Consider the following 18567-nt stretch of genomic DNA (forward strand, 5'->3'; position numbering starts at 1 on the left):
CATTTGATTTAGGGAACCTACGTGATTTTTCCCACACTTGAATTTTTTCTTTTTTTCTCCTTCGTATTTGTAACCCATTGGTACATTTTACCAGCCCTTATTCCGGAGCCAAAACTACGTAAATCACTCATTCATATCTTCCTGCTCATAATGAGTTATATTTTCTATATGAGCTGGAACTGGAAATTCGGTGGATTGATCTTATTATCCACCGTAATCGATTTCTTTTTAGCGGATCTGATCTTCGAATCTAAGGATCAAGTTTTCCGCAAAAGAATGATCGTAATCAGCTTAGTGCTGAACCTTGTATTTATTTTAGGATTTTTTAAATATTACGGGTTCTTAAGCGAAAACCTAAATGTATTCTTGCATACTTTAGGTTTCCAAAGTTTATTCCCTATACTTAAAATTGTCCTCCCTGTAGGGATTTCCTTTTATACATTCCAAAGTTTGAGTTATACGATAGATGTATATAGAGGAGCAATTCCTTCTGAAAAGAACTTCATTAGATTTGCATTATTCGTTTCCTTCTTCCCTCAATTGGTAGCTGGACCTATCGTCACTGCTAAAAGTTTTTTACCTCAATTACAAACAGAAAAGAAGATAGAAGATATTCCATTTAGAAAGGCCATCCGCTATTTTTTAATGGGATATTTTAAGAAGGTTGTACTATCGGATAATATTTCTCCGATCGCTGATCTCATCTTTAAAAACCCGGACGCTTATTCTACGGAAGCGCTTTGGTTAGGTGCATTCCTTTTCTGGGTGCAGGTATATTGTGATTTCAGCGGGTATACTGATATGGCATATTCTGCAGCACTTCTATTGGGTTATGAGCTGCCAGAGAACTTCAGAATGCCTTATATTTCCCAATCAGTAACTGAGCATTGGAGAAGGTGGCATATCACTCTTTCTACTTGGCTCAGAGATTATGTGTATATTTCCTTAGGTGGAAATCGTGTAGGGCTATTCCGTCATAGATTCAATGTTTGGTTCACAATGTTTGTGGGAGGAATTTGGCATGGAGCCAATTGGACCTTCCTCATCTGGGGTTCTATCCAAGGCGGATTTCTATTAATAGAATCTGTATTAAAAGAATGGAAAGCGAAATGGTTCCCGAACCTAACAATTTCAGATTCTTGGGATAAGGCATTAACTCCTATTAGAGTTTTATATGCGAGTTCTGTAGCGGTTACCTTTGGAGTTATATTCCGTTCCGCAAATATAGAATCCGCTCTGAAAATGATACACGGAATGTATGTGTACCAAAGCGGAGAACTCAGACCTTATATGTTAAAGCAAGGTATCCCCGCGATACTCTGTGTGATCATTGGACATTATATTGGTTGGCTTATTTACGAAAAAGGAAAGGAGTTCAAAATCCCAGCTTGGTTAGAATTTTCTCTTTATCCTTTGGTTGCATTTTGTTTTGCGATCTTAAGTCCAGATGGAGAGATCCCTTTTATATACTTCGACTTCTGAAAAAAGTAAAAAGCTGGACACTTGTCGAATTCGTTTCTAATTTGAACCCTTATCGATGAGCGAGCCTGACCAAAAACCTAGGAGTCCCAGATTTTATCCCAGAGATTTTGACGAGTATATCGTGCAGGTGGATTCTGGGCTCATCACGTTAGAAGGTAAACTAGGTAATATTTCCGAATCAGGTATCTGCATTTTGATGAGTGGAGAAGATCTACCCGGCTCCATTCCGATCGAAGGTTCAGTCATAGAAAGAAGAACTGGCAAACGTCTAGAATTTTTAGGCGACGTAGTTTGGAAAATCCCAAAGCAAGTAGACTCTAAACGAAAGTTCTTATACGGAATACGTTTTAGGGATCCTTTAGAACTCACAGAATCTCTTATACTCATTAATCTTTCCTTAGAAGGTTAAAATCCAAAAGTCGCACATTTATACGCGCACTTCTACACGTCATATTTTTATTGCAAAGGTCAGGTAAGAGCCTACCTATGTCGTAAAGGCTTCTAATGATCGAAACCGATAATCCTCATCGCAAACAAACCGTACGAGAAAAAGAAATCCAACTTCTAAAACGGATCAAAGAAGGGGATGACAAGGCATATATAGAGCTTACTGGCCCTTATAGGGAAAGATTGTACAGAAAAGCTGTCTCCATGGTAAAAGATGGGGATGACGCAGAGGATATCGTCCAAGACGCCTTGATCTCAGGATATCGATCCATACGCAATTTTAGGGCAGAATCTGGGGTTTATACCTGGTTGTACCGTATCGTGGTTAATAAGTCCAAGGACCTACTGGCTAAAAGAAAGAGGGCCAGGGAGAATTCCATGGACGATTCTGAGTTCCAGGTCACTGACGATCGTATCAGCTTCGAAAAAAAAGTAGAACTTTCTGACGAGAGTAACTATCTAATCAACAAAATCAACGAACTCGAGGACATATACAAAGAAGTCATCGAGCTCCGGTATTTCGAGGAAATGTCCTATTCACAAATAGCTGAGATTCTCGGAACAAATATCGGAACAGTCAAAAGCCGGCTCTTTAAGGCAAAGGAATTTTTGAAACATCTGATTATGAAAGATGGGAAGAGCGAAGGCTTTTTTAGGTAGTAAGGTATGGAAAAACAAACAAGTAAACAACAGGGAACAAAGTTCGGATTCTCTTCTATTTTTCAGAAAGAAGATCCGGATCATGTTAAATTGGAAAACTCTCTCGTTCGCGCGGTCTCCGAACTGCGAACGGAACAGATGAAGGATATCAATCTCTCCAAGGACTTCAATCTTAGATTAGAAAATCTACTCAAAGATGTCCGTTTCGACGAGGAAACCTCTTGGTCCAAGTTCTCCCGCGGTTTTGTTTGGAACCGTTCCTTCCAATACTCCCTCAGTGCAGCTCTCGCAATCCTAGTTCTCGCAGTTACAGTAGGTCGTTTTTCTTCTTCTAACGAAACAAGTTTAGCAGAAAGATCCGGAACTCTTACAGTAGGCGAAGACCGCGAATTCGTGGATCTTCCTTCTTCTGCAAGAGTAGATGTGGATCTGAATTCACGTCATCTACTTGAGATCTCTAAAAATCCCCAAGCTTCTAAAACCTTAGGTTCTTTGGAGCAATACTTTATTGAAAAAGGCGATTATAGAACTGCTCAAGAAATCCGCCACGTTCTGGAATCAACTTCTAAGTAATTTAATATGTTTAGCTGCGGTTTCACTCGAAGCCGCAAAGAACGCAAAGTTTTTCTCTGCGTCTTAGCGTCTCTGCGTGAGAATAAGCACTGCGCCTCGATAATCTCTCAGCGTCTCAAACTTTCAGTCTTTTATGATATAAGTTCGGATCTAAAGAATCCAGGATCCGTTTTGCTTCCTGAGCCACTTCTCCATATAGGATAGAAGTTCTGGAGTCAAGTAGTGCACAGCAGAGTTGGATCATTCTACATTTTACTTTAAATTCTGTTCCACCTTTTCGTAGCCCTAAAGAATCTCTAAGTCTAAACAATTCGGAACGATAGGCTTCTAATTCCTTATCGCTCATTTTACGGATATCTTTGAATACTCCTCTTTCAAGAAGAAGAACAGGTAATGCTTCTTTTAGTTCACCTTCTTCTTTAAATTCTTCTCTTAGGATTTGGATAGCGGAGAAGATAGGTTCTGAACGAACAGATTCCAGTCGGATAGCGCTAGGCTCTTTTAGAAAAGCCTCTCTATATAATAAAAGTCCTTGTGCATGTTGTCCGCTTAAGTAAGTACATTCTGCTCTAAAAAATAATAACTCAGGAGAGAATCTTTCTAACCCGGAAGAATCTCTTAGAACTTCAGAAGCAAGATCAGTATCTTCTGCAAGTAAAAGTCTATAAGCAAGTTCTGCGATTAGTCCCGGAGATAGAGATTGTATACCTTCTTTTCTAAGAGCGATACGAACTTGGTCAGTGGTTTCTTGTAGAATAGAACTCATCGCTGAATGATAAGAGAGTTCTTTTGGAAATGATTTACTTTTATAAACCGAATCGAAATCTTTTAGGAATTCTAATAGAAGTCCCGTTCTTTCTCTTCCTTCTTTTGTGAGATGGATCCGGTCAATTCTATGATCCCAGAAAGAAGAAATATAAAACCCCGAGGCAAACTCGGGGTTTTCAGGATCTTCTTCCAATAGGGAGTCGAATATGTTTCGAGAGAGTTCGAACTCTCCTTCGGATAAATGTTTTATCGCTTCTTCGTATTTCCTGTCTTGGTCCATCAATGAGCGGCTTTTTTATCGTGATGTTTGCTTACTTGTTTTACGATCTTATCTTCTAAGCCGTCTATGCAGGAATAAATATCTTTGTCCTCGTGTTGTGCGTTAAATTTACTTCCGTCCGCGGCTAAATTTAAATTTGCGCTGATGAGTCCATGCACCTGTTCGAATGAAATTTCCATCGAAACTAACTTTTGTATATATTTAGATACTCGTTCTAATTTTTTTCCGGCATAATCTTCTGCCGTTCCGGAATGATCCAAATTTTTCCAATTAAAAACGATTTTCATGTAAAGCCTCCGCGGAATTTATTTATTGGCTTCTCAAAGTTTTATCATAGCACGAATGCGGATCAGAAAAAACTAAAGAAACGTATTTTTGGACGGGAAAGAAAGGGAGTCATCCCAACCCAGGAATTCCTGTAAGATTAGGATGGAAAAAATCAGAGTCAAATCAAAAAAAGCGCCCGCCCCGAAAGGGGCGGACCAGGGAAGTTAGAACTAGAGATGGGATGATTTCCTAGCGTTTCTTAGTCCTTGTTTAGAGTCAGGCTTGGCTGTTTCGCAAAAGCCAGGCCACATGCTTCCTGGTATTTTTTAAGACCTTCTTCCTCTGCGTGAAGAGCGGAATCAAGGTCACCAATCTTTTGGTATACATGAATAACTTCTTTAATGTTCTCTAAGGCTTGGCAGGATTTGCCGAGACGGAATTCGGAGATTGACTTCAGGTAAAGAACCAGAGCGTATCCAGAGCTTTCTTTATCGCCGATTTTTGTTCTCACTGCTAAGGACTGATCGTAAAAAGCGATTGCACCTTCGTAGTCCCTGGTTTTTTGTTTTAGGCTTCCGAGGGCAGTAAGCTTATTTGCTAGCTGGGCATCTGTCTCCGGTGTGTAGTTCTTGAGCGAACTTTCGATCACGTTGGTTTCAGGTTCTGCATAAATTGCAGTGGAGATGCTTAAAATTAAGGCAATTTTAATTAATTTGTTCATCTTTTTATCTCCCAGCCGAGGCTTTGTCTAATATAGTGCAAACGCCGTGCCAAGTCTCTGGGAAAAACTAGATTTTTTATTATTAAAACCTGAAAATTTCCCTGAACTTGGCATAGTATAGCCTTTTGGGTTCTGGATGTATATGGGGAAGGGTGTAAGGAGTTCCTTCCACCCCGTTAGGAAGGTATTAAGGCCGGGGAAATTATCTAAGATGGATCACGCAAAGGCGCCAAGAGTAGAAGGTCTTGTACTTTATAAGCGGACTCTTTTCTACTTAGCGGCTTCGCGTGCCAAAAATTCTAACGGATTGTTTCTGTGAGTTCTAAATCCTCATTTTGATCAGTCGTTTTTTTAGCCTGTTCGAATGGATATTTGAGATTCGTGAGGCTTGCGATCTCGTGCATACAATCGTGCAGGAAATCCTCATGGTCCATATCAGGCTCAAAATGTCTGAGTTTTCCTGCTCGGACTATGAAGCTGGTCCTACGCAAAAACCCTCTGGGCTTATATTCTAATCCCAGGCAAAGAACTGCTAGCGGTTCTTCCGGTTTTCCTACTATAAATCTGAATCCACCTGGGCGCCCTTTTCCCATCTTATAAGGGATGGTGGTTTGTTCCGGGAAGATCACGAGCATATTGCCTTCACCCAGAACCTTCTTTGCAAATAGAAGATCGTTCTTACTTTTTCTAGGTTCTTTTCTATTGAGAGGAATTCCTCCGCATTTTAGAAAATAGTCCATAAAAATAGGGGCAGCGAGAGAATCTTTCATGATCGCCCAGATATCCATTCTTCTATGATATAATGCTTTGGAAAGGCCTAGAGGAATATCATCATTCCTTTGGTGTTTGGAGAGTACCAAAACTTTTCCAGTCTGAGGTACATTTTCTAATCCATAAACTTCTGTTTTATAAAATAAGGATCCGTAGAGTCTTCCGAACCAGCGTAACGCTTTTCTAGCTAATTCAGAACTTCCAGGATGGGGCTTTTGTACAGTGCTTTTTGATGACATCGTTCAATATGAGGTTGGTTTGGGGAGAAGGTTGCAAAATAGCACCGATATTTTTTTACATTTGTGTTTCGCGCGGAGTTCGCAGAGGGCACGGAGGGATCTGCCTTATTAAATCCTCAGCGTGCTCCGTGATCTCTGTGCGAAACAATCCTGAGTTTTTCATGTTATATTGTCTGAAAACGAATAGCCTTTGCATTGAATTCTTCCAGACTCGTTTTGGAAGGTCTGCCGGATGGTCGCGCTTTCTTTTCTGATCGAGTGGATTTTTCCCTCATTCGGGAAGTTTGTGAGGAAAGTCCGGACACCATAGAACCACGGGACCGGGTAATTCCCGGAGTTCGGGATCGTAAGAAACCGGATATGGAAAGTGCAGCAGAAAATATACCGCTAGTTTTCTAGTAAGGGTGAAATGGCGGGGTAAGAGCCCACCGCCGCTTTTGTGAAGAAGCGGGCAATGTAAACCCTCCCGGGTGCAATCTCGAATAGGCGGCCATCGTTGGTTCTGCAGGGCCGCGGGTAGAGAGCAAAGAGTCTTTTCGGTAACTGAAAGACCAAGATAAATGATCATCACTCGTAAGAGTACAAAATCCGGCTTACAGGCAACCTTCCACTGGCATTATATGAATTTTATAAATATGGAATGGTTCACAAGAGAAGCGATCCTGGTTTTAATACTTGGATCTGTTTTTGCTTTTTCTCTTACATATACATTCGAATATTTTATTAAACATACAGATAAACTGCAGCTTCAGAAGAATACGAAACGTTATTTGAGGCTTCCTATCTTTTATAGGTTTGCGGGTTTCTTTTTAATTTTGCTCGTTCCTATTGTTCTTTTAGGAGATTCTTATTTTACTTTCCAGAAGAATGGGATCTTCAGTTTTCCAGACCCAAATTTGTGTTTGGTGTCCTTTGTTCTTTTTTTGATCGGGACCTTACTAATACTCTATTGTAAAAATTATAAAATTATATTGGAGCAGGACGCTATTCTCTCTAGAGGGATTTTTCGGAAACATAAAAGGATCCTTTGGCGAGATATTCAATCTGTTCAATTTGAAAAATCTGCTTTTTTTCTTTCTGATAGTAAGGAAGAAATAGAAGTGGTGACTCTTTTATCTGGGTTCGAAGTTTTTATAGAGACACTTGAAAAATACCTTCCTCAAAAAATCGCAGAAGAAGCTTTAGAAAAATACGAAAACTTTTTGAAAAAGTAATCCTGAAGAAACACCCTTGAAGAGTGTTTTTTAAATGTTGCCGTATAAATCGGACGGTATAGATGGAAGAGATTGGCATTAGGATTGTTTTTTCGATTTTAGCTTCAATATTAGCGATTCCTTTTGTTTATTTAATTCAAAGATTAATCCAGAAATCGAAGATTCGCAGAAAGGAAGGAGCATTATTTCTCTACGTTCCTAAATTCGTTTTAATAGTTTCGATTCTAATTATTCCTCTTGGATTCTCTATCTTTTCCATTCCTTTTTTACAGAATGGGAGTACTGTCGGACAATACTTAATTGCTACGGCATTCGGGATTTTCTTTCTACTCTTCTCCGGTTCGGGCATCTTATTCTACACGAATTCAGGTGTAAGAGTGAATGAAACGGAAATAGAGCATACGACTATGTTTGGGCAAAGGACCAGACTTTACTGGTCTGAAATCAATCGTGTCGAATTCAGAAAGGAAAGATTGGAATTGGGATACAAGGATAAGAAGATAAGAATCACTCATGAGTATATCGGGTTTACTCAATTATTAAAAATCATCGAAAATAGATATGAGTCTCAGGTTTGGGAGAAAGCTTTCCAAGATTTAGAGGAATATTTGAAGAAGAATCATTTATTGGCAAATTAAATTTAGCGGGAAAATTTTTCTAAAAATTCTTTCCTTTTCAGAATTTCTCCCTTCGATTTTTCTAACACTATGTCTAAACCGGAAAAATACCCGTACAGCGTTCAACAGAAAGTGGCCTGGGGAGATATGGATGCCTTTGGTCATGTGAATAATGTGGTCTATGCAAGATATTTCGAAACTGCCAGAGCTTCTTATTTTGATGATATGGGGCTTTGGGAATCTCCTCAAAAACCTATGGAAGGCGGGCCGGTCCTTACTCATATAGAAATGGATTATAGGAAGCAGGTTCGTTTTCCGGAAACGATTGATATTTCCGTAAAATTGGAATCTGTTAAGAACAGATCTTTTTCAATCGTTTGTTCTATGTGGAATCAGGCAGGGGAATGCGTGTTGACTGGAAAAGCGGAACTGTTATGGTTTAATTTTTCTACCGGAAAACCGGTGGCGATTCCAGATGTCTACAAGGAACAATTCTTCCAGCAAAACAAATGAAACGCCGGCAATCACAAGCGTAAAAGAATTTTTATCAGAGGAATCTCTTTCGCGATTTCGTTTCGCGATGTCTCTTTTTCTTTTTTTCGCGGGATTCGGTTTATTGTTAGGTGATCCTGCTTCAGAGGGTATCATAGATCCAAGATGGATGAGGATCTCTCATGTTACATTAATCTGTATTTCTATATTATTAAGTTTTAAATTCGAAAATTTTAAAAAATACTGCGAGTCGGTTTTACTATTCCATTTCGCAGTGATGAGTATCCATTCATTTTATCTTTTATATGTGAATGGTTTATATTTGGGTTATCTATTTGGATTGATACTCGTTGTATTCAGTACGGGTGTTTCGATCAATAATCGAAGGGTGCTCATTCCGGTCCTTCTACTATTCATAGCGGTAGCGTTCTTTGTTGGGATACATGTAGAAAATCCCAAGATAGATGTGGGGATGTATTATTTCGGTCTAATCTCTTCTTCCATTTTATCCGTGCTAGTGATCGGGTTTAGAATGAGAACATTCGAAACTCTTTTAGAGGCTGATGAGCAAATGGAAAAATTCCAGATAAATATAGAAGAAGAATTAGAGATCGCTCAGAAGACCCAAAAAAGCCTTGTGGATCTTGAGTTTCCGGAAGCAGGAAATTTCAGGATACGTTCTTATTTTAAACCTTTGGAAAGTGTGGGTGGAGATCTTATCAAAACAAATCTAGGCAAAGAAGGGGAGCTTGACTTTTTCTTTGCGGATGCTGCCGGCCATGGAGTTTCTGCTGCGATGGTTTCCGCGATGGCTGTAATGGCTTTTAAAACTATTGCTCCGGTTGCGGAAGGCCCTTCTAAGGGTTTAACTCTGATCCATGAATCTTTAATGACTATGATCGGTGGATTTTTTATCACCGCTGTCTATATGAGATTGGATCGAGAGAAAAAAAGTCTAACCTATTCTTATGCAGGACATCATCCTGCGGTTCTAATCAAGTCAGATGGTTCTGTGCAAGAATTGACCGGGAAGGGAACAGTGTTACTTGCTCTTCCTAAATTGTTTAATAGAGATTATGAAATTTTATTAGAACCCGGAGATAGGGTAATATTATTTTCAGATGGGATGTTCGAGTTTTATACAGAAGAAAAAGAATTTTTCGGCTACGAAGCATTCTTAGATCTGATCAGAGATTATACATCTCTTTCTGGCAGAGTATTTTTGGATTCTTTGGGAGAAGCGGTTCTTGGACTACATTCTTCTCCGCCTAAGGACGATATGACTATGCTACTTTTGGAAGTTCTCTAAAACAAAAAACATCTTGCTCTTCTTGCGGGAAGAGTTAGTATCACTTCCCATGTGTGATACTTTTGTAGCCACTCCTGATTCCACTTCTTCCGGTAAAATGATCTTCGGAAAAAATTCAGATAGAGAACCGAATGAACCTCAATGTCTTGTTAGATATCCAGAAAAAATATCTAAAGAAAGCCAGCAACGACTTACATTCATAGATATTCCGAGTTCCAAAAAATCCAGAGAAGTTTTGATTTCTCGTCCTCTTCATATCTGGGGAGCGGAGATGGGAGCAAATTCTAAAGGTGTTGTGATCGGGAATGAGGCTGTATTCACCAAACTTAAGATCGAGAAGAAGAATGATGGCCTTACTGGAATGGACCTTTTACGTCTTGGATTAGAACATTCCGATACTGCCGCGGAAGCGAGAGATCTGATCATAGATTATTTAGAAAGATTTGGCCAAGATGCATGCGGTGGTTACTCAAATAAGAACTTCTTCTATCATAATAGTTTTATAATCGCGGATCCTAAAGAAGCTTATGTTCTGGAAACTGCAGATAGATATTGGGCTTGGAAGAAGATCAAGGGATTTTACGCGATCTCGAATGGTCTTACCTTGGAGTCTGATTATGATGGTCTTCATTCTCATGCGATCGATTTTGCAAGAGCCAAAGGTTGGCTAAAGAAAGGGCAAACTTTTTCCTTTAAAGAAGCGTTCTCAGATTCTCTATTTACTAGTTTCAGTAAATGTAAAGTTCGAAGAGAGATCGTTACAGGTGGAGGAAAATTTTTCGGCTCCAAGCTTGGTGTGCAGGAAGCGATGCAGATCCTAAGGTTAGAAGGTAAAGAAAAGGGAAGTGCTCCTCTTTCTATCAGCCAAGGTGGTTTTCCCTCTAAAAGTATAGGATATTCTCCTAGTCAGTCCGGGATGGGATCAGTTTGTCTTCATGCGGGAGGCCCTTTTTCTCCCAACCAAACAACTTCTTCTTTTGTAGCGGAGCTAGATACTAATCCTGCTTACTCACAATTTTGGGCGACTGGTTGTTCTATTCCTTCTTTATCCGTTTTTATTCCTTTTTCCATTCCCGGAAAAACTTTTTTAGAAGGAAATATTGTCCAACCAGGAGCAAGCCCAGATTCTTCTCTTTGGTGGAATCATGAAATTTTATACAGACTATGTCTGAAAAATTATGATAAGGCAGTTTCTATTTTTAGTGCGGAGCTAAAGGAAAAGCAGGAAAAGTATATTCAAAAAGTAGAATCTACTCTTGGTTTAACTAGAAATTTTTCCCTGGATCCAGTTACTAAAGAAGCTTTGGAAGAAGTGGATAAACTCTACAAAAAATGGAGAAACCAAGTATTAGAACTTGCAGTGAACGGAAATATTCTTCCGGACTTTTGGTCTTCTCCACTTTATAATCTGAGCTGGGCTATCTGGAATCGAAAAGCGAGGATCAATTCCAGAGTTCTTAAGGGGATTGATTTGCCTTACGAACCCGCATATTTATGAATTCCACGAGAAGTGAGAATGCCATAGAGAAATAAATATATCCTTTCGGAATATGGAAATGTAAACCATCCGCAAACAGCATCACTCCAATCATGATCAAAAAGGAGAGAGCCAAAATTTTCATGGTAGGATGTTCGTTGATAAAATCGCTTACCTTTCCTGAGAAAATTAACATGATCAAAAGTGAAATGACTACAGCAAGGACCATTATCATCAAGTTTCCGGAAAGTCCGACTGCGGTAATGATCGAATCTACTGAAAATATAATGTCCAAAATGATAATCTGCACGATCACATTCAGAAAAGATGGAGAAGATCCAGTGTCCAGATCAGTTTCACCTTCTTCCATTTTATGATGGATCTCACTTGTACTTTTTGCTATTAGGAAAAGTCCCCCGCCAAGCATGATCAGATCTCTTCCTGTCACTGTAAAATTTCCGACTTGGAAAAGTCCGTTAGTGAGACTGGCGAGCCAGCTTACGGTAAATAGTAAGCCTATCCTAAAACCTAAGGCAGCCAAAAGTCCGATTGTGCGGCCGCTTGCCTGTTGTTCTTTGGGAAGTTTGCCGACTACTATGGAAAGAAATACAATATTATCAATTCCTAGAACGATTTCCATCGCTGTTAGGGTCAGAAGAGAGATGATAAGGTCTACAAGATGCAAATCCATTGTAGAAAGAAATTCGTCTAAGGACTAGAAAAGCAATCGATTTCCTTTCCGGTATCGTAGAAGATTTGAAAGAGAGATGAAATTCTTACCGAGAGAAATTTTGGAATCCCAGGTCGAAGGGAGAAATTTAACCGGCCATAGTTTCGAGGACAATCTTCCTCAAAAACCTAGCTTGGTCGTTTTTCTACGACATCTTGGTTGTATATTTTGCAGAGAAACAGTGGAAGACCTTCGTGTTTTCAGTTCTGAAATGGCTGCATTCCCTCCTATCTTATTTGTATATCCCGAATCGGTTAGAGAAGGAGAAGAATTTTTCTCCAGATTCTGGCCAGAAGCAAAAGCAATCTCCAATCCAAATGTTTCCTTTTATGAACAGATCAGTGTACAAGAAGGCAATTTAATTGAATTGGCAGGCCCAGAAGTTTGGGTAAGTGCTGTGCGTGCGCTTGCAAAAGGAAATTTTTACGGAGTCCAAGGTAGACATCTACTTAGAATGCCTGGTGTATTTTTAGTTTTAAAAGATAGAATTCTTTGGTCCCATTCTTATCGCCATATTGGAGATGAACCGGACTGGAGCAAATTACCTGGATGTACTCCTTTACCAACAGATGAATACGACCCAGGGATTTTACCGGCTTAGGATCCAGGATCTTATTTCATTTTCAAATAGTTCTTATCCAATACTTTTACAGCAAAAATATGCCATTCTATTCTAGGATTGATACTTGTACTTTGATACGAAGTTTTTTTATCATAATTTGTAGAAGTACTAGTATGAACAGAATAACCTTCCCGAGCTTCGAACATGAATACAATTTCTGCTCCATTTTCCGAAGCTAACTTTCGTATCCACTCTTCTCTAAGTTTGTTTCTATATGCGATGGATTCAGGAGAATCATCCGCAAAGTTTTTTGCATCCGCACAGGGCCAAGCTAATGGATTAAGTATATTGAATACAGGCAAAGGTAAAACTACTAAAGGAAAACCACGACAGTATCTCCCAAGACCATCCTCTTCTTCCGGTCGGAGAAAATAAGGAATCGGCCCGGAACCGGGGCGATTGATGGCCCCATAACGAAGATCTACGTCTATTTTTCCAACGATCTCAATTTTATTTTTATATTTGTTTTCAACTTCGAAAAAGCCGCTATATCCTTTTCTAATTCCAAGAGGAAGAGATTCCGTATAGATGATCACTTGTTCCGGCAGGATAGGGGTCTTTTGGAACATAGTATTGGTCGGCGTAAAATTCCCGTAGATACTTGGAGCAGAACATGCGTAGAATGAGATTACGGAGAATAAGATAATCGTAAGGATCGGGTGGAGCTTGGAAAAATGTTTAGACATTTTATATTTTGGAATCATACGTAAAGGCCGACAAATTGGTCAATCACTTAAGACCATGGAGATTGTGGGGTAAATTAAGGTTGGATCAGGATTTGATCATAGCCCATTTATATGAAATATTAGAAAAATGAATTATTCTCTGTTCAGTATTGAAAAATTTCGATTGGAAACGATCTGCTGTATAGATCGGCTAGGTTTTTGTTTACCTGAACGGATATTAGGAAGTTTTTAAGAAGTCGAATAAGGAAACCGAAGTCCTCGTATTCCGAGGACTTTCTTTTGCTCGTTTACATTTTGGGAGGAGGGGGCGGAAGTGCTGCTTTACATGAAGCGGATAACTTACTTTCGTTATCTCTCATACATCCTATATGAGCAGGTCCACGTTCTACGTTCTTGCAATATTTTTCATCATCCGCAGCGCAGGCCGATCTGAATTTTTCAAAACGGGACATCATTTCGTTGATATGATTTTTACAAGTCTCTGACAATTTGGACATGTATTCTCTCAGACATCGATCTGTTTCATGGCCTGGTTTCGAATCTTTACAATAAGTTTGTCTTTCCGTTTTACATGGATCTTCACCTGGAGGTCCTCCAGGTCCACCACTTGGTTGAGCAAATGTTGATCCAGTCAAGGTAAGCGTTATTGCAGAATATAAAATTAGTTTTTTCATAATGTTTGTCTCTTGCGGAGTTTGTTTTCAACTCTGACCTAATAAGATATGATTTAGTTTCATTTTGGATTTTTCATACTTAAGTGGCATTATTATCCGAATAAAGAGTTCTTTTTTATAGTAAAAAACTTTCTTCAATCTTTTCTCGGGAACCTTCTTCTTTGATCGGGTTTATCTAGATGCAAAAAATATCTAAATCATTCTCTCATTCTAATTGGAGAGAATACGGAGTTTGCATTGAAAAGAAAAGATTTTCTGAAAAGTATATTCGTATCCGGTGCTGTTTTTACGGGACTCACAAGTTCATGTAATTCTCAAAAGGATAATTCGCCTTCTAATCTGGGTTTATTGCAAGGGATATTGGAAACTTCTTCCTGCAATGCGGCTGATGTTTCTAGTTCTTCTGTATGTGCATTGATCCCAAAAGAAACAGAAGGTCCATATCCTTTAGATTTGAGTTCCAATTCTTCTTATTTCCGCCAAGATATTACTGAGGGAAAAGCTGGAATTCCTTTGAGTCTTGTATTGACGATCCAAAACATAAACGATAATTGTAACCCAATTTCGAATGCGAGAGTGGATGTTTGGCATTGTGATAAGGACGGATATTATTCTGGATACAAAGAATCTGGATATTTAGGTACCAAAAATTATATTGGAGAAACATTCTGTAGAGGAATTCAACTCACTGATAGTTCAGGTATCGTAAACTTTACTACGATCTATCCAGGTTGGTATTCAGGAAGAGTAACTCATATACATTTCCAAGTATATTTAAATAACGGACTTGTTGCAACTTCTCAAATTGCTTTTCCGGAAGATATTACGAAAACTGTATATAACACTTCTTTATATTCGGCGCACGGGCAAAACACTTCCGTTCCTGGAAATTGTTATGATAATATATTTAATAACTCCGCCTCAGATTTAAGTTTGGAATTATGCACGATCACTGAGGATACTTCCACAGGAGGATATATCGCGAATCTGACTGTAGGTATTGCGAATTAAAAAAATCCAAAAAAGTTCGTCTTAGTTACCAATTTAGGGCCTAAGGCGAACGGTTCCATTTTTATATTAGTAGAAGATCGGAACTTCTCTTTTGAGATCCGATCATGGAAAAAATATCCGAAAAAGACAAAAGACTTATCTCTTCCGTTGAATTTTATTTTAGAGAAGGGAATTCAGAACATTTTTTAAAAGAAGCATGGGTTTGGGCCTGGGCACTTGCCAGAGGAAAATACCGTTTGGACGAAGATTCTTGTTCTGAGATCGTTCTGAAACTAGTTTTAAATGCAGAAGAAGTATTACATCTATTCAAGGAAAGAGGGTATTCTAATTTTCCTGCGTTTTTCACAACATATACTAAAAATTTAATATGGAATCAAAGAAGAAAAGAGATCCGACTGAATCGAAGTGAAATTCTATCAGATGGATTCGAAAGATTTTACGACCCAAGATCCGAATTCACAAGAAATATACTGAACGAAAGTAAGCAGGCCGCAGGTTTAGTTCAAAACGTTCTCTCGGAAATGGATACGATTTCTTCTCTTATCTTAAAATTAAAACATAGAATTCCTTTGAATTTAAAAGAATTTAGATTATTCTACTCAAAACTCAAAAAGAAAAAACTAAAACTCAAGGATTATTATTCAAAAGATATAGAAGAAGAAAGAAAATCCTGGATCAGAAAAAAGGAATTAAACGAAAAACTTTCCAGGCTTTACCAAAACATGCAGATCCACCATTTCGAAAATTTAGAAAGATGGAAAACGTCCAGAAAACAGATACTCGAAGTCTGCGGCTCGGTAACGGAAGAAAAAAGTTTCAAAAAGATAGGCTGGTATTTGGGACTCAGTGAACATTCTGTCCGCAAATCCTATTATTTTGCAATCTCGGAATTAAAAAGAAAAGAAGATCTTAAAAAGATCAGATTTTCAGAAGCAGCTTAAGATCAGCTTTTGTCTTTTTCCGGACGGATTGTAGGAAGCCAAAGTTTTCTTAAAAGTTTGGATTTATTTTTGAGTCCTGAAATTTCTGCGATCATGTTCGCGACCAATCTTTGTCCTGCTTCCATACCTTTTGTAACGGAACGATTCAAAAGTTTGGAACTTGTGGTGACCATGCTCAATTCAGATTCATCCGGAGAGATCACTCTGATCTTTACACCTTTAGGTGGAGAATGAATGATACTGACTGCACGATTGTACATAGTATGATGCACCTTAGAGATCATATGAGAAAGTTTTTTATTAGAAGGATAAGAAAGCCAACCTTGGAAACCAGGGATAGGATCAGAAAATTCATCTTCCGGACTATTTAATACAACAGTAATATCTTTATAACCGGCTTGGATGACTGACTCAACAGGGATAGGATCTGAGATCCCTCCATCCCCATAATATTGCCCGCCCAATTTCCATTTTCCTCTGGTAGCAATAGGCAAAGAAGTCGCTGCCTTTAACAAATTTAAAACATTAGAAGCGGTCGCCTTAACATATTCTGCTCTTGCTTTTGCAAGATTTGTGACCACCACATAAAAAGGAGAAGTTTCTTTCTTCTCCAAATATTCAGAAGGAAGTCTATACTTTGTTCCGAACAAATAATCTATTAGATATTCTTGATCTAAAAATGTTTTACCCCGGAAAGGATTTAAAAAGGAGATCAATTGGCTGCCTGTGAGTTCTTTTCTCCAAATATCCAGGATCTTCAAACCATGAGCATGATCTGTCTCATAGCCAGTGGTATAATACGCAGCAGCACAAGAACCGGAAGAAACTCCCAAAATTAGATCGAAGTATGTAGAAGGCACAGCCTGATTGATTGCATACAAAGCACCACCCGCAAAGGAACCTTTCATTCCTCCGCCAGCAACTACCAATGCCCTCCCGCCTTTTTTGGCCTTGGGCAAACCGATCATCATTCCGGATTGTTCCGATTCTCCGGGAGAAAAATACGAACTCATCTAAAGATAAAATTTTCGACCCTTCTCCATTTGCAAGAAACTTGAAATTTCAAATCCCAAATTCGAATTCCTTTTTCTTCCTAAACATGGACTTTTTTGCAACTTTCCGTAGCGACAGAGCAATAGGGGGCGGCACCTCGTTTCACTCGGGTCGGGCTACTACGGGTTCGCGCAGTTGCGCTCATCCTGGCTTCGCCAGGACTAAAGCCCTGCGTATCCCTGCCGCGACTCTTACTTAAAAGGTTCTATCATCTGTCCTAGATAATCTTTTGGAAAAGGGATCTCTCTTTCCAGACCAACTTGTGAACCTCTTACGAAACCTTCTCCATTTTGCAAACTTCCGAACATGCGATCCCAAAAAGAAAATACTGCTCCGTAATTCACCTGAGTTTCTCTGTATTTTTTCCTATGATGCCATCTATGAAGTTCTGCAACAGAGAAGATATATTTCAAAAAACCTGCGCGATAATTTATATTCCCGTGTTGGAACATTAGATGAAAACTTAAAACACTTAACCAACCTAAAACCACTTCCGAAGAAGCTCCTAAAAGAAATACCAATAGAACTCCAGGACTTCCTTCTAACATCGCATGGATTGGATGTCTTTTTTCTCCATTTAGCCAATAAAGTCTTTCGGAACTATGATGAACAGAATGAAGCCTCCATAAAAAAGGAAAAGAATGGCTAAGTCTATGGATCCAATACATTCCCAGATCAATGAATGCTCCTGCAATCATTATCTGTAAAAAATAGGGAAGTTCACTCGGCCAAATAGAAGGAATAGAAATTTTGAATTTAAGAACTTCTATCATCTTATAAGTTAAAAATATCAGAAGAAAATTCACAAGATTGTGGATTATATCCGCAGAAAGATCTCCTAGATTTCGATTCCAATCCGGCTCGTACGGAAACTTCTTCTCTAAATAAAAAACGATAAGAGCCAATAAGCTAAAACAAATGAAGCTAGAATAGAGCGGCTCCATTCCTGAATGTACAAATAAAAAATAGAAACAGGACGTTCCTAAAAAGAATACCGGATAGATAAAGAATCGAATCAAACTCATAAACTTCTTCCTAAATTAGTATATACTAAGTTTAGTAAGAAAATGGGGATTCGTATTGAATGAATGGGCTAGTTGATCTTTTTTAGGTCGTTTTATTTGGACCAAATGTGACACTGCAGGGAATGCTGGATCAATCCGGAATATTTAGATATAAATGAAAAGTATTTTATATAGAAGATCATTACTTTGATCATTCCCTTTTCTATATTATGAAATCAGAATTTGTTTGAAGATCGAATAAAATATATCCTATTTTTCAATAAATTGTTTCTCATTTTTCTAATATACTATTTAAGATTGTAAATATTTCTCTTCTCTACTTTCTTTATGAAGTAGGTTTCTTTAGGATTTTTTTGTACTTTTTCCTTAAAATAGGAAAATCTTCCGGAAAACATTGGGAATTTTTCTCAAATTTTCTGCAGAAAATCTTCTCAATAAATACAAAAGAGGTTTGACCGGTTGGGCGACGTAATTAATATGGTTTTTACGCCTGAAGGATATCGCCCGG

Annotated in this window: 21 protein-coding genes and 1 other RNA gene; 13 read left to right on the forward strand and 9 right to left on the reverse strand. The window is 38.6% G+C overall.

What is annotated here, in order from left to right:
• Nucleotides 1–21 precede the first annotated feature (21 nt).
• The 4 genes from EHQ52_RS19885 (at nt 22) to EHQ52_RS19900 (ending at nt 3162) form a co-directional block, all read left to right on the forward strand.
• A complete protein-coding gene (locus EHQ52_RS19885; protein ID WP_135617097.1) occupies nt 22–1482 on the forward strand; it encodes an MBOAT family O-acyltransferase in 1461 nt (486 codons plus the stop codon).
• Nucleotides 1483–1537: 55 nt separating this feature from the next.
• Nucleotides 1538–1891 (forward strand): PilZ domain-containing protein, encoded by a 354-nt coding sequence (locus EHQ52_RS19890; protein WP_135617098.1) that lies wholly within the window; start codon nt 1538–1540, stop codon nt 1889–1891.
• Nucleotides 1892–1986: 95 nt separating this feature from the next.
• On the forward strand, nt 1987–2589 hold the full coding sequence (locus EHQ52_RS19895; protein ID WP_100710582.1) for an RNA polymerase sigma factor: 603 nt from the start codon (nt 1987–1989) through the stop codon (nt 2587–2589).
• Nucleotides 2590–2595: 6 nt separating this feature from the next.
• Nucleotides 2596–3162 carry an LIMLP_12425 family protein gene (locus EHQ52_RS19900; protein WP_135617099.1) on the forward strand — a complete coding sequence of 189 codons (567 nt, stop codon included), beginning with the start codon at nt 2596–2598 and terminating at the stop codon, nt 3160–3162.
• Between the two features lie 115 nt (nt 3163–3277).
• Here EHQ52_RS19900 and EHQ52_RS19905 read toward each other — a convergent pair whose 3' ends face one another.
• The 4 genes from EHQ52_RS19905 to EHQ52_RS19920 form a co-directional block, all read right to left on the reverse strand.
• The gene (locus EHQ52_RS19905; protein WP_135617100.1) at nt 3278–4210 is read right to left on the reverse strand and encodes a hypothetical protein; all 933 of its coding nucleotides are present in this window, start codon (nt 4208–4210) and stop codon (nt 3278–3280) included.
• A complete protein-coding gene (gene hpf, locus EHQ52_RS19910; protein ID WP_020771476.1) occupies nt 4210–4497 on the reverse strand; it encodes a ribosome hibernation-promoting factor, HPF/YfiA family in 288 nt (95 codons plus the stop codon). Before hpf ends, EHQ52_RS19905 begins: the two co-directional genes overlap by 1 nt.
• 239 nt (nt 4498–4736) lie before the next feature.
• On the reverse strand, nt 4737–5198 hold the full coding sequence (locus EHQ52_RS19915; protein ID WP_135617101.1) for a tetratricopeptide repeat protein: 462 nt from the start codon (nt 5196–5198) through the stop codon (nt 4737–4739).
• Nucleotides 5199–5497: 299 nt separating this feature from the next.
• On the reverse strand, nt 5498–6208 hold the full coding sequence (locus tag EHQ52_RS19920; protein WP_135617102.1) for a lysophospholipid acyltransferase family protein: 711 nt from the start codon (nt 6206–6208) through the stop codon (nt 5498–5500).
• 219 nt (nt 6209–6427) lie between these two features.
• On the opposite strand from EHQ52_RS19920, the gene rnpB reads away from it, so the two are divergent.
• The 6 genes from rnpB (at nt 6428) to EHQ52_RS19950 (ending at nt 11338) form a co-directional block, all read left to right on the forward strand.
• Nucleotides 6428–6820: RNase P RNA component class A (rnpB, locus tag EHQ52_RS19925), an RNA gene on the forward strand.
• 8 nt (nt 6821–6828) lie between these two features.
• Nucleotides 6829–7422 (forward strand): hypothetical protein, encoded by a 594-nt coding sequence (locus EHQ52_RS19930; RefSeq protein ID WP_135617103.1) that lies wholly within the window; start codon nt 6829–6831, stop codon nt 7420–7422.
• A 377-nt stretch (nt 7423–7799) separates the two neighbouring features.
• Nucleotides 7800–8060: a hypothetical protein gene (locus EHQ52_RS19935; protein ID WP_135617104.1), complete on the forward strand. Its 261-nt coding sequence runs from the start codon at nt 7800–7802 to the stop codon at nt 8058–8060.
• A gap of 69 nt (nt 8061–8129) precedes the next feature.
• Nucleotides 8130–8552 carry an acyl-CoA thioesterase gene (locus tag EHQ52_RS19940; RefSeq protein WP_086446347.1) on the forward strand — a complete coding sequence of 141 codons (423 nt, stop codon included), beginning with the start codon at nt 8130–8132 and terminating at the stop codon, nt 8550–8552.
• A 67-nt stretch (nt 8553–8619) separates the two neighbouring features.
• Complete coding sequence (locus EHQ52_RS19945) at nt 8620–9840, forward strand: PP2C family protein-serine/threonine phosphatase (protein WP_244244969.1); 1221 nt, start codon at nt 8620–8622, stop codon at nt 9838–9840.
• 49 nt (nt 9841–9889) lie between these two features.
• Complete coding sequence (locus EHQ52_RS19950; protein WP_135617106.1) at nt 9890–11338, forward strand: peptidase C69 family protein; 1449 nt, start codon at nt 9890–9892, stop codon at nt 11336–11338.
• On the opposite strand, the gene EHQ52_RS19955 is transcribed toward EHQ52_RS19950, so the two are convergent.
• A complete protein-coding gene (locus tag EHQ52_RS19955) occupies nt 11298–12008 on the reverse strand; it encodes a TerC family protein (RefSeq protein WP_135617107.1) in 711 nt (236 codons plus the stop codon). The two genes, EHQ52_RS19950 and EHQ52_RS19955, sit on opposite strands and share 41 nt — an antisense overlap.
• A 76-nt stretch (nt 12009–12084) precedes the next feature.
• On the opposite strand from EHQ52_RS19955, the gene EHQ52_RS19960 reads away from it, so the two are divergent.
• Nucleotides 12085–12648 carry a SelL-related redox protein gene (locus EHQ52_RS19960; RefSeq protein ID WP_135617108.1) on the forward strand — a complete coding sequence of 188 codons (564 nt, stop codon included), beginning with the start codon at nt 12085–12087 and terminating at the stop codon, nt 12646–12648.
• Nucleotides 12649–12659: 11 nt separating this feature from the next.
• Here EHQ52_RS19960 and EHQ52_RS19965 read toward each other — a convergent pair whose 3' ends face one another.
• Both EHQ52_RS19965 and EHQ52_RS19970 read right to left on the reverse strand, forming a co-directional pair.
• Nucleotides 12660–13373, reverse strand: a complete 714-nt coding sequence (locus tag EHQ52_RS19965; protein ID WP_244244970.1) for a hypothetical protein — start codon at nt 13371–13373, stop codon at nt 12660–12662.
• Nucleotides 13374–13642: 269 nt separating this feature from the next.
• Nucleotides 13643–14029: a hypothetical protein gene (locus EHQ52_RS19970; protein WP_135617109.1), complete on the reverse strand. Its 387-nt coding sequence runs from the start codon at nt 14027–14029 to the stop codon at nt 13643–13645.
• Nucleotides 14030–14266: 237 nt separating this feature from the next.
• On the opposite strand from EHQ52_RS19970, the gene EHQ52_RS19975 reads away from it, so the two are divergent.
• Together EHQ52_RS19975 and EHQ52_RS19980 are read left to right on the forward strand one after the other, a co-directional pair.
• The gene (locus tag EHQ52_RS19975; protein ID WP_167492241.1) at nt 14267–15040 is read left to right on the forward strand and encodes an intradiol ring-cleavage dioxygenase; all 774 of its coding nucleotides are present in this window, start codon (nt 14267–14269) and stop codon (nt 15038–15040) included.
• A 104-nt stretch (nt 15041–15144) separates the two neighbouring features.
• Entirely contained in the window at nt 15145–15981 is an 837-nt protein-coding gene (locus EHQ52_RS19980) for an RNA polymerase subunit sigma-70 (protein WP_135617111.1), read from the forward strand.
• Between the two features lie 2 nt (nt 15982–15983).
• On the opposite strand, the gene EHQ52_RS19985 is transcribed toward EHQ52_RS19980, so the two are convergent.
• Nucleotides 15984–16994, reverse strand: coding sequence for a patatin-like phospholipase family protein (locus EHQ52_RS19985; RefSeq protein ID WP_135617112.1), 1011 nt, complete (start codon nt 16992–16994; stop codon nt 15984–15986).
• Between the two features lie 231 nt (nt 16995–17225).
• On the reverse strand, nt 17226–18059 hold the full coding sequence (locus EHQ52_RS19990) for a sterol desaturase family protein (protein ID WP_135617113.1): 834 nt from the start codon (nt 18057–18059) through the stop codon (nt 17226–17228).
• Nucleotides 18060–18567: the final 508 nt, after the last annotated feature.

The sequence above is a fragment of the Leptospira koniambonensis genome (genome assembly GCF_004769555.1).
Taxonomy (GTDB): Bacteria; Spirochaetota; Leptospiria; order Leptospirales; family Leptospiraceae; genus Leptospira_B; species Leptospira_B koniambonensis.

Bases quoted from the DNA above. Each gene is read 5' to 3' on its own strand.
- EHQ52_RS19890 (WP_135617098.1), top strand. From the start codon at position 1,538: ATGAGCGAGCCTGACCAAAAACCTAGGAGTCCCAGATTTTATCCCAGA.
- EHQ52_RS19895 (WP_100710582.1), top strand. From the start codon at position 1,987: ATGATCGAAACCGATAATCCTCATCGCAAACAAACCGTACGAGAAAAA.
- EHQ52_RS19900 (WP_135617099.1), top strand. From the start codon at position 2,596: ATGGAAAAACAAACAAGTAAACAACAGGGAACAAAGTTCGGATTCTCT.
- EHQ52_RS19905 (WP_135617100.1), bottom strand. From the start codon at position 4,210: ATGGACCAAGACAGGAAATACGAAGAAGCGATAAAACATTTATCCGAA.
- hpf (WP_020771476.1), bottom strand. From the start codon at position 4,497: ATGAAAATCGTTTTTAATTGGAAAAATTTGGATCATTCCGGAACGGCA.
- EHQ52_RS19915 (WP_135617101.1), bottom strand. From the start codon at position 5,198: ATGAACAAATTAATTAAAATTGCCTTAATTTTAAGCATCTCCACTGCA.
- EHQ52_RS19920 (WP_135617102.1), bottom strand. From the start codon at position 6,208: ATGTCATCAAAAAGCACTGTACAAAAGCCCCATCCTGGAAGTTCTGAA.
- EHQ52_RS19930 (WP_135617103.1), top strand. From the start codon at position 6,829: ATGAATTTTATAAATATGGAATGGTTCACAAGAGAAGCGATCCTGGTT.
- EHQ52_RS19940 (WP_086446347.1), top strand. From the start codon at position 8,130: ATGTCTAAACCGGAAAAATACCCGTACAGCGTTCAACAGAAAGTGGCC.
- EHQ52_RS19945 (WP_244244969.1), top strand. From the start codon at position 8,620: ATGTCTCTTTTTCTTTTTTTCGCGGGATTCGGTTTATTGTTAGGTGAT.
- EHQ52_RS19950 (WP_135617106.1), top strand. From the start codon at position 9,890: ATGTGTGATACTTTTGTAGCCACTCCTGATTCCACTTCTTCCGGTAAA.
- EHQ52_RS19955 (WP_135617107.1), bottom strand. From the start codon at position 12,008: ATGGATTTGCATCTTGTAGACCTTATCATCTCTCTTCTGACCCTAACA.
- EHQ52_RS19960 (WP_135617108.1), top strand. From the start codon at position 12,085: ATGAAATTCTTACCGAGAGAAATTTTGGAATCCCAGGTCGAAGGGAGA.
- EHQ52_RS19965 (WP_244244970.1), bottom strand. From the start codon at position 13,373: ATGATTCCAAAATATAAAATGTCTAAACATTTTTCCAAGCTCCACCCG.
- EHQ52_RS19970 (WP_135617109.1), bottom strand. From the start codon at position 14,029: ATGAAAAAACTAATTTTATATTCTGCAATAACGCTTACCTTGACTGGA.
- EHQ52_RS19980 (WP_135617111.1), top strand. From the start codon at position 15,145: ATGGAAAAAATATCCGAAAAAGACAAAAGACTTATCTCTTCCGTTGAA.
- EHQ52_RS19985 (WP_135617112.1), bottom strand. From the start codon at position 16,994: ATGAGTTCGTATTTTTCTCCCGGAGAATCGGAACAATCCGGAATGATG.
- EHQ52_RS19990 (WP_135617113.1), bottom strand. From the start codon at position 18,059: ATGAGTTTGATTCGATTCTTTATCTATCCGGTATTCTTTTTAGGAACG.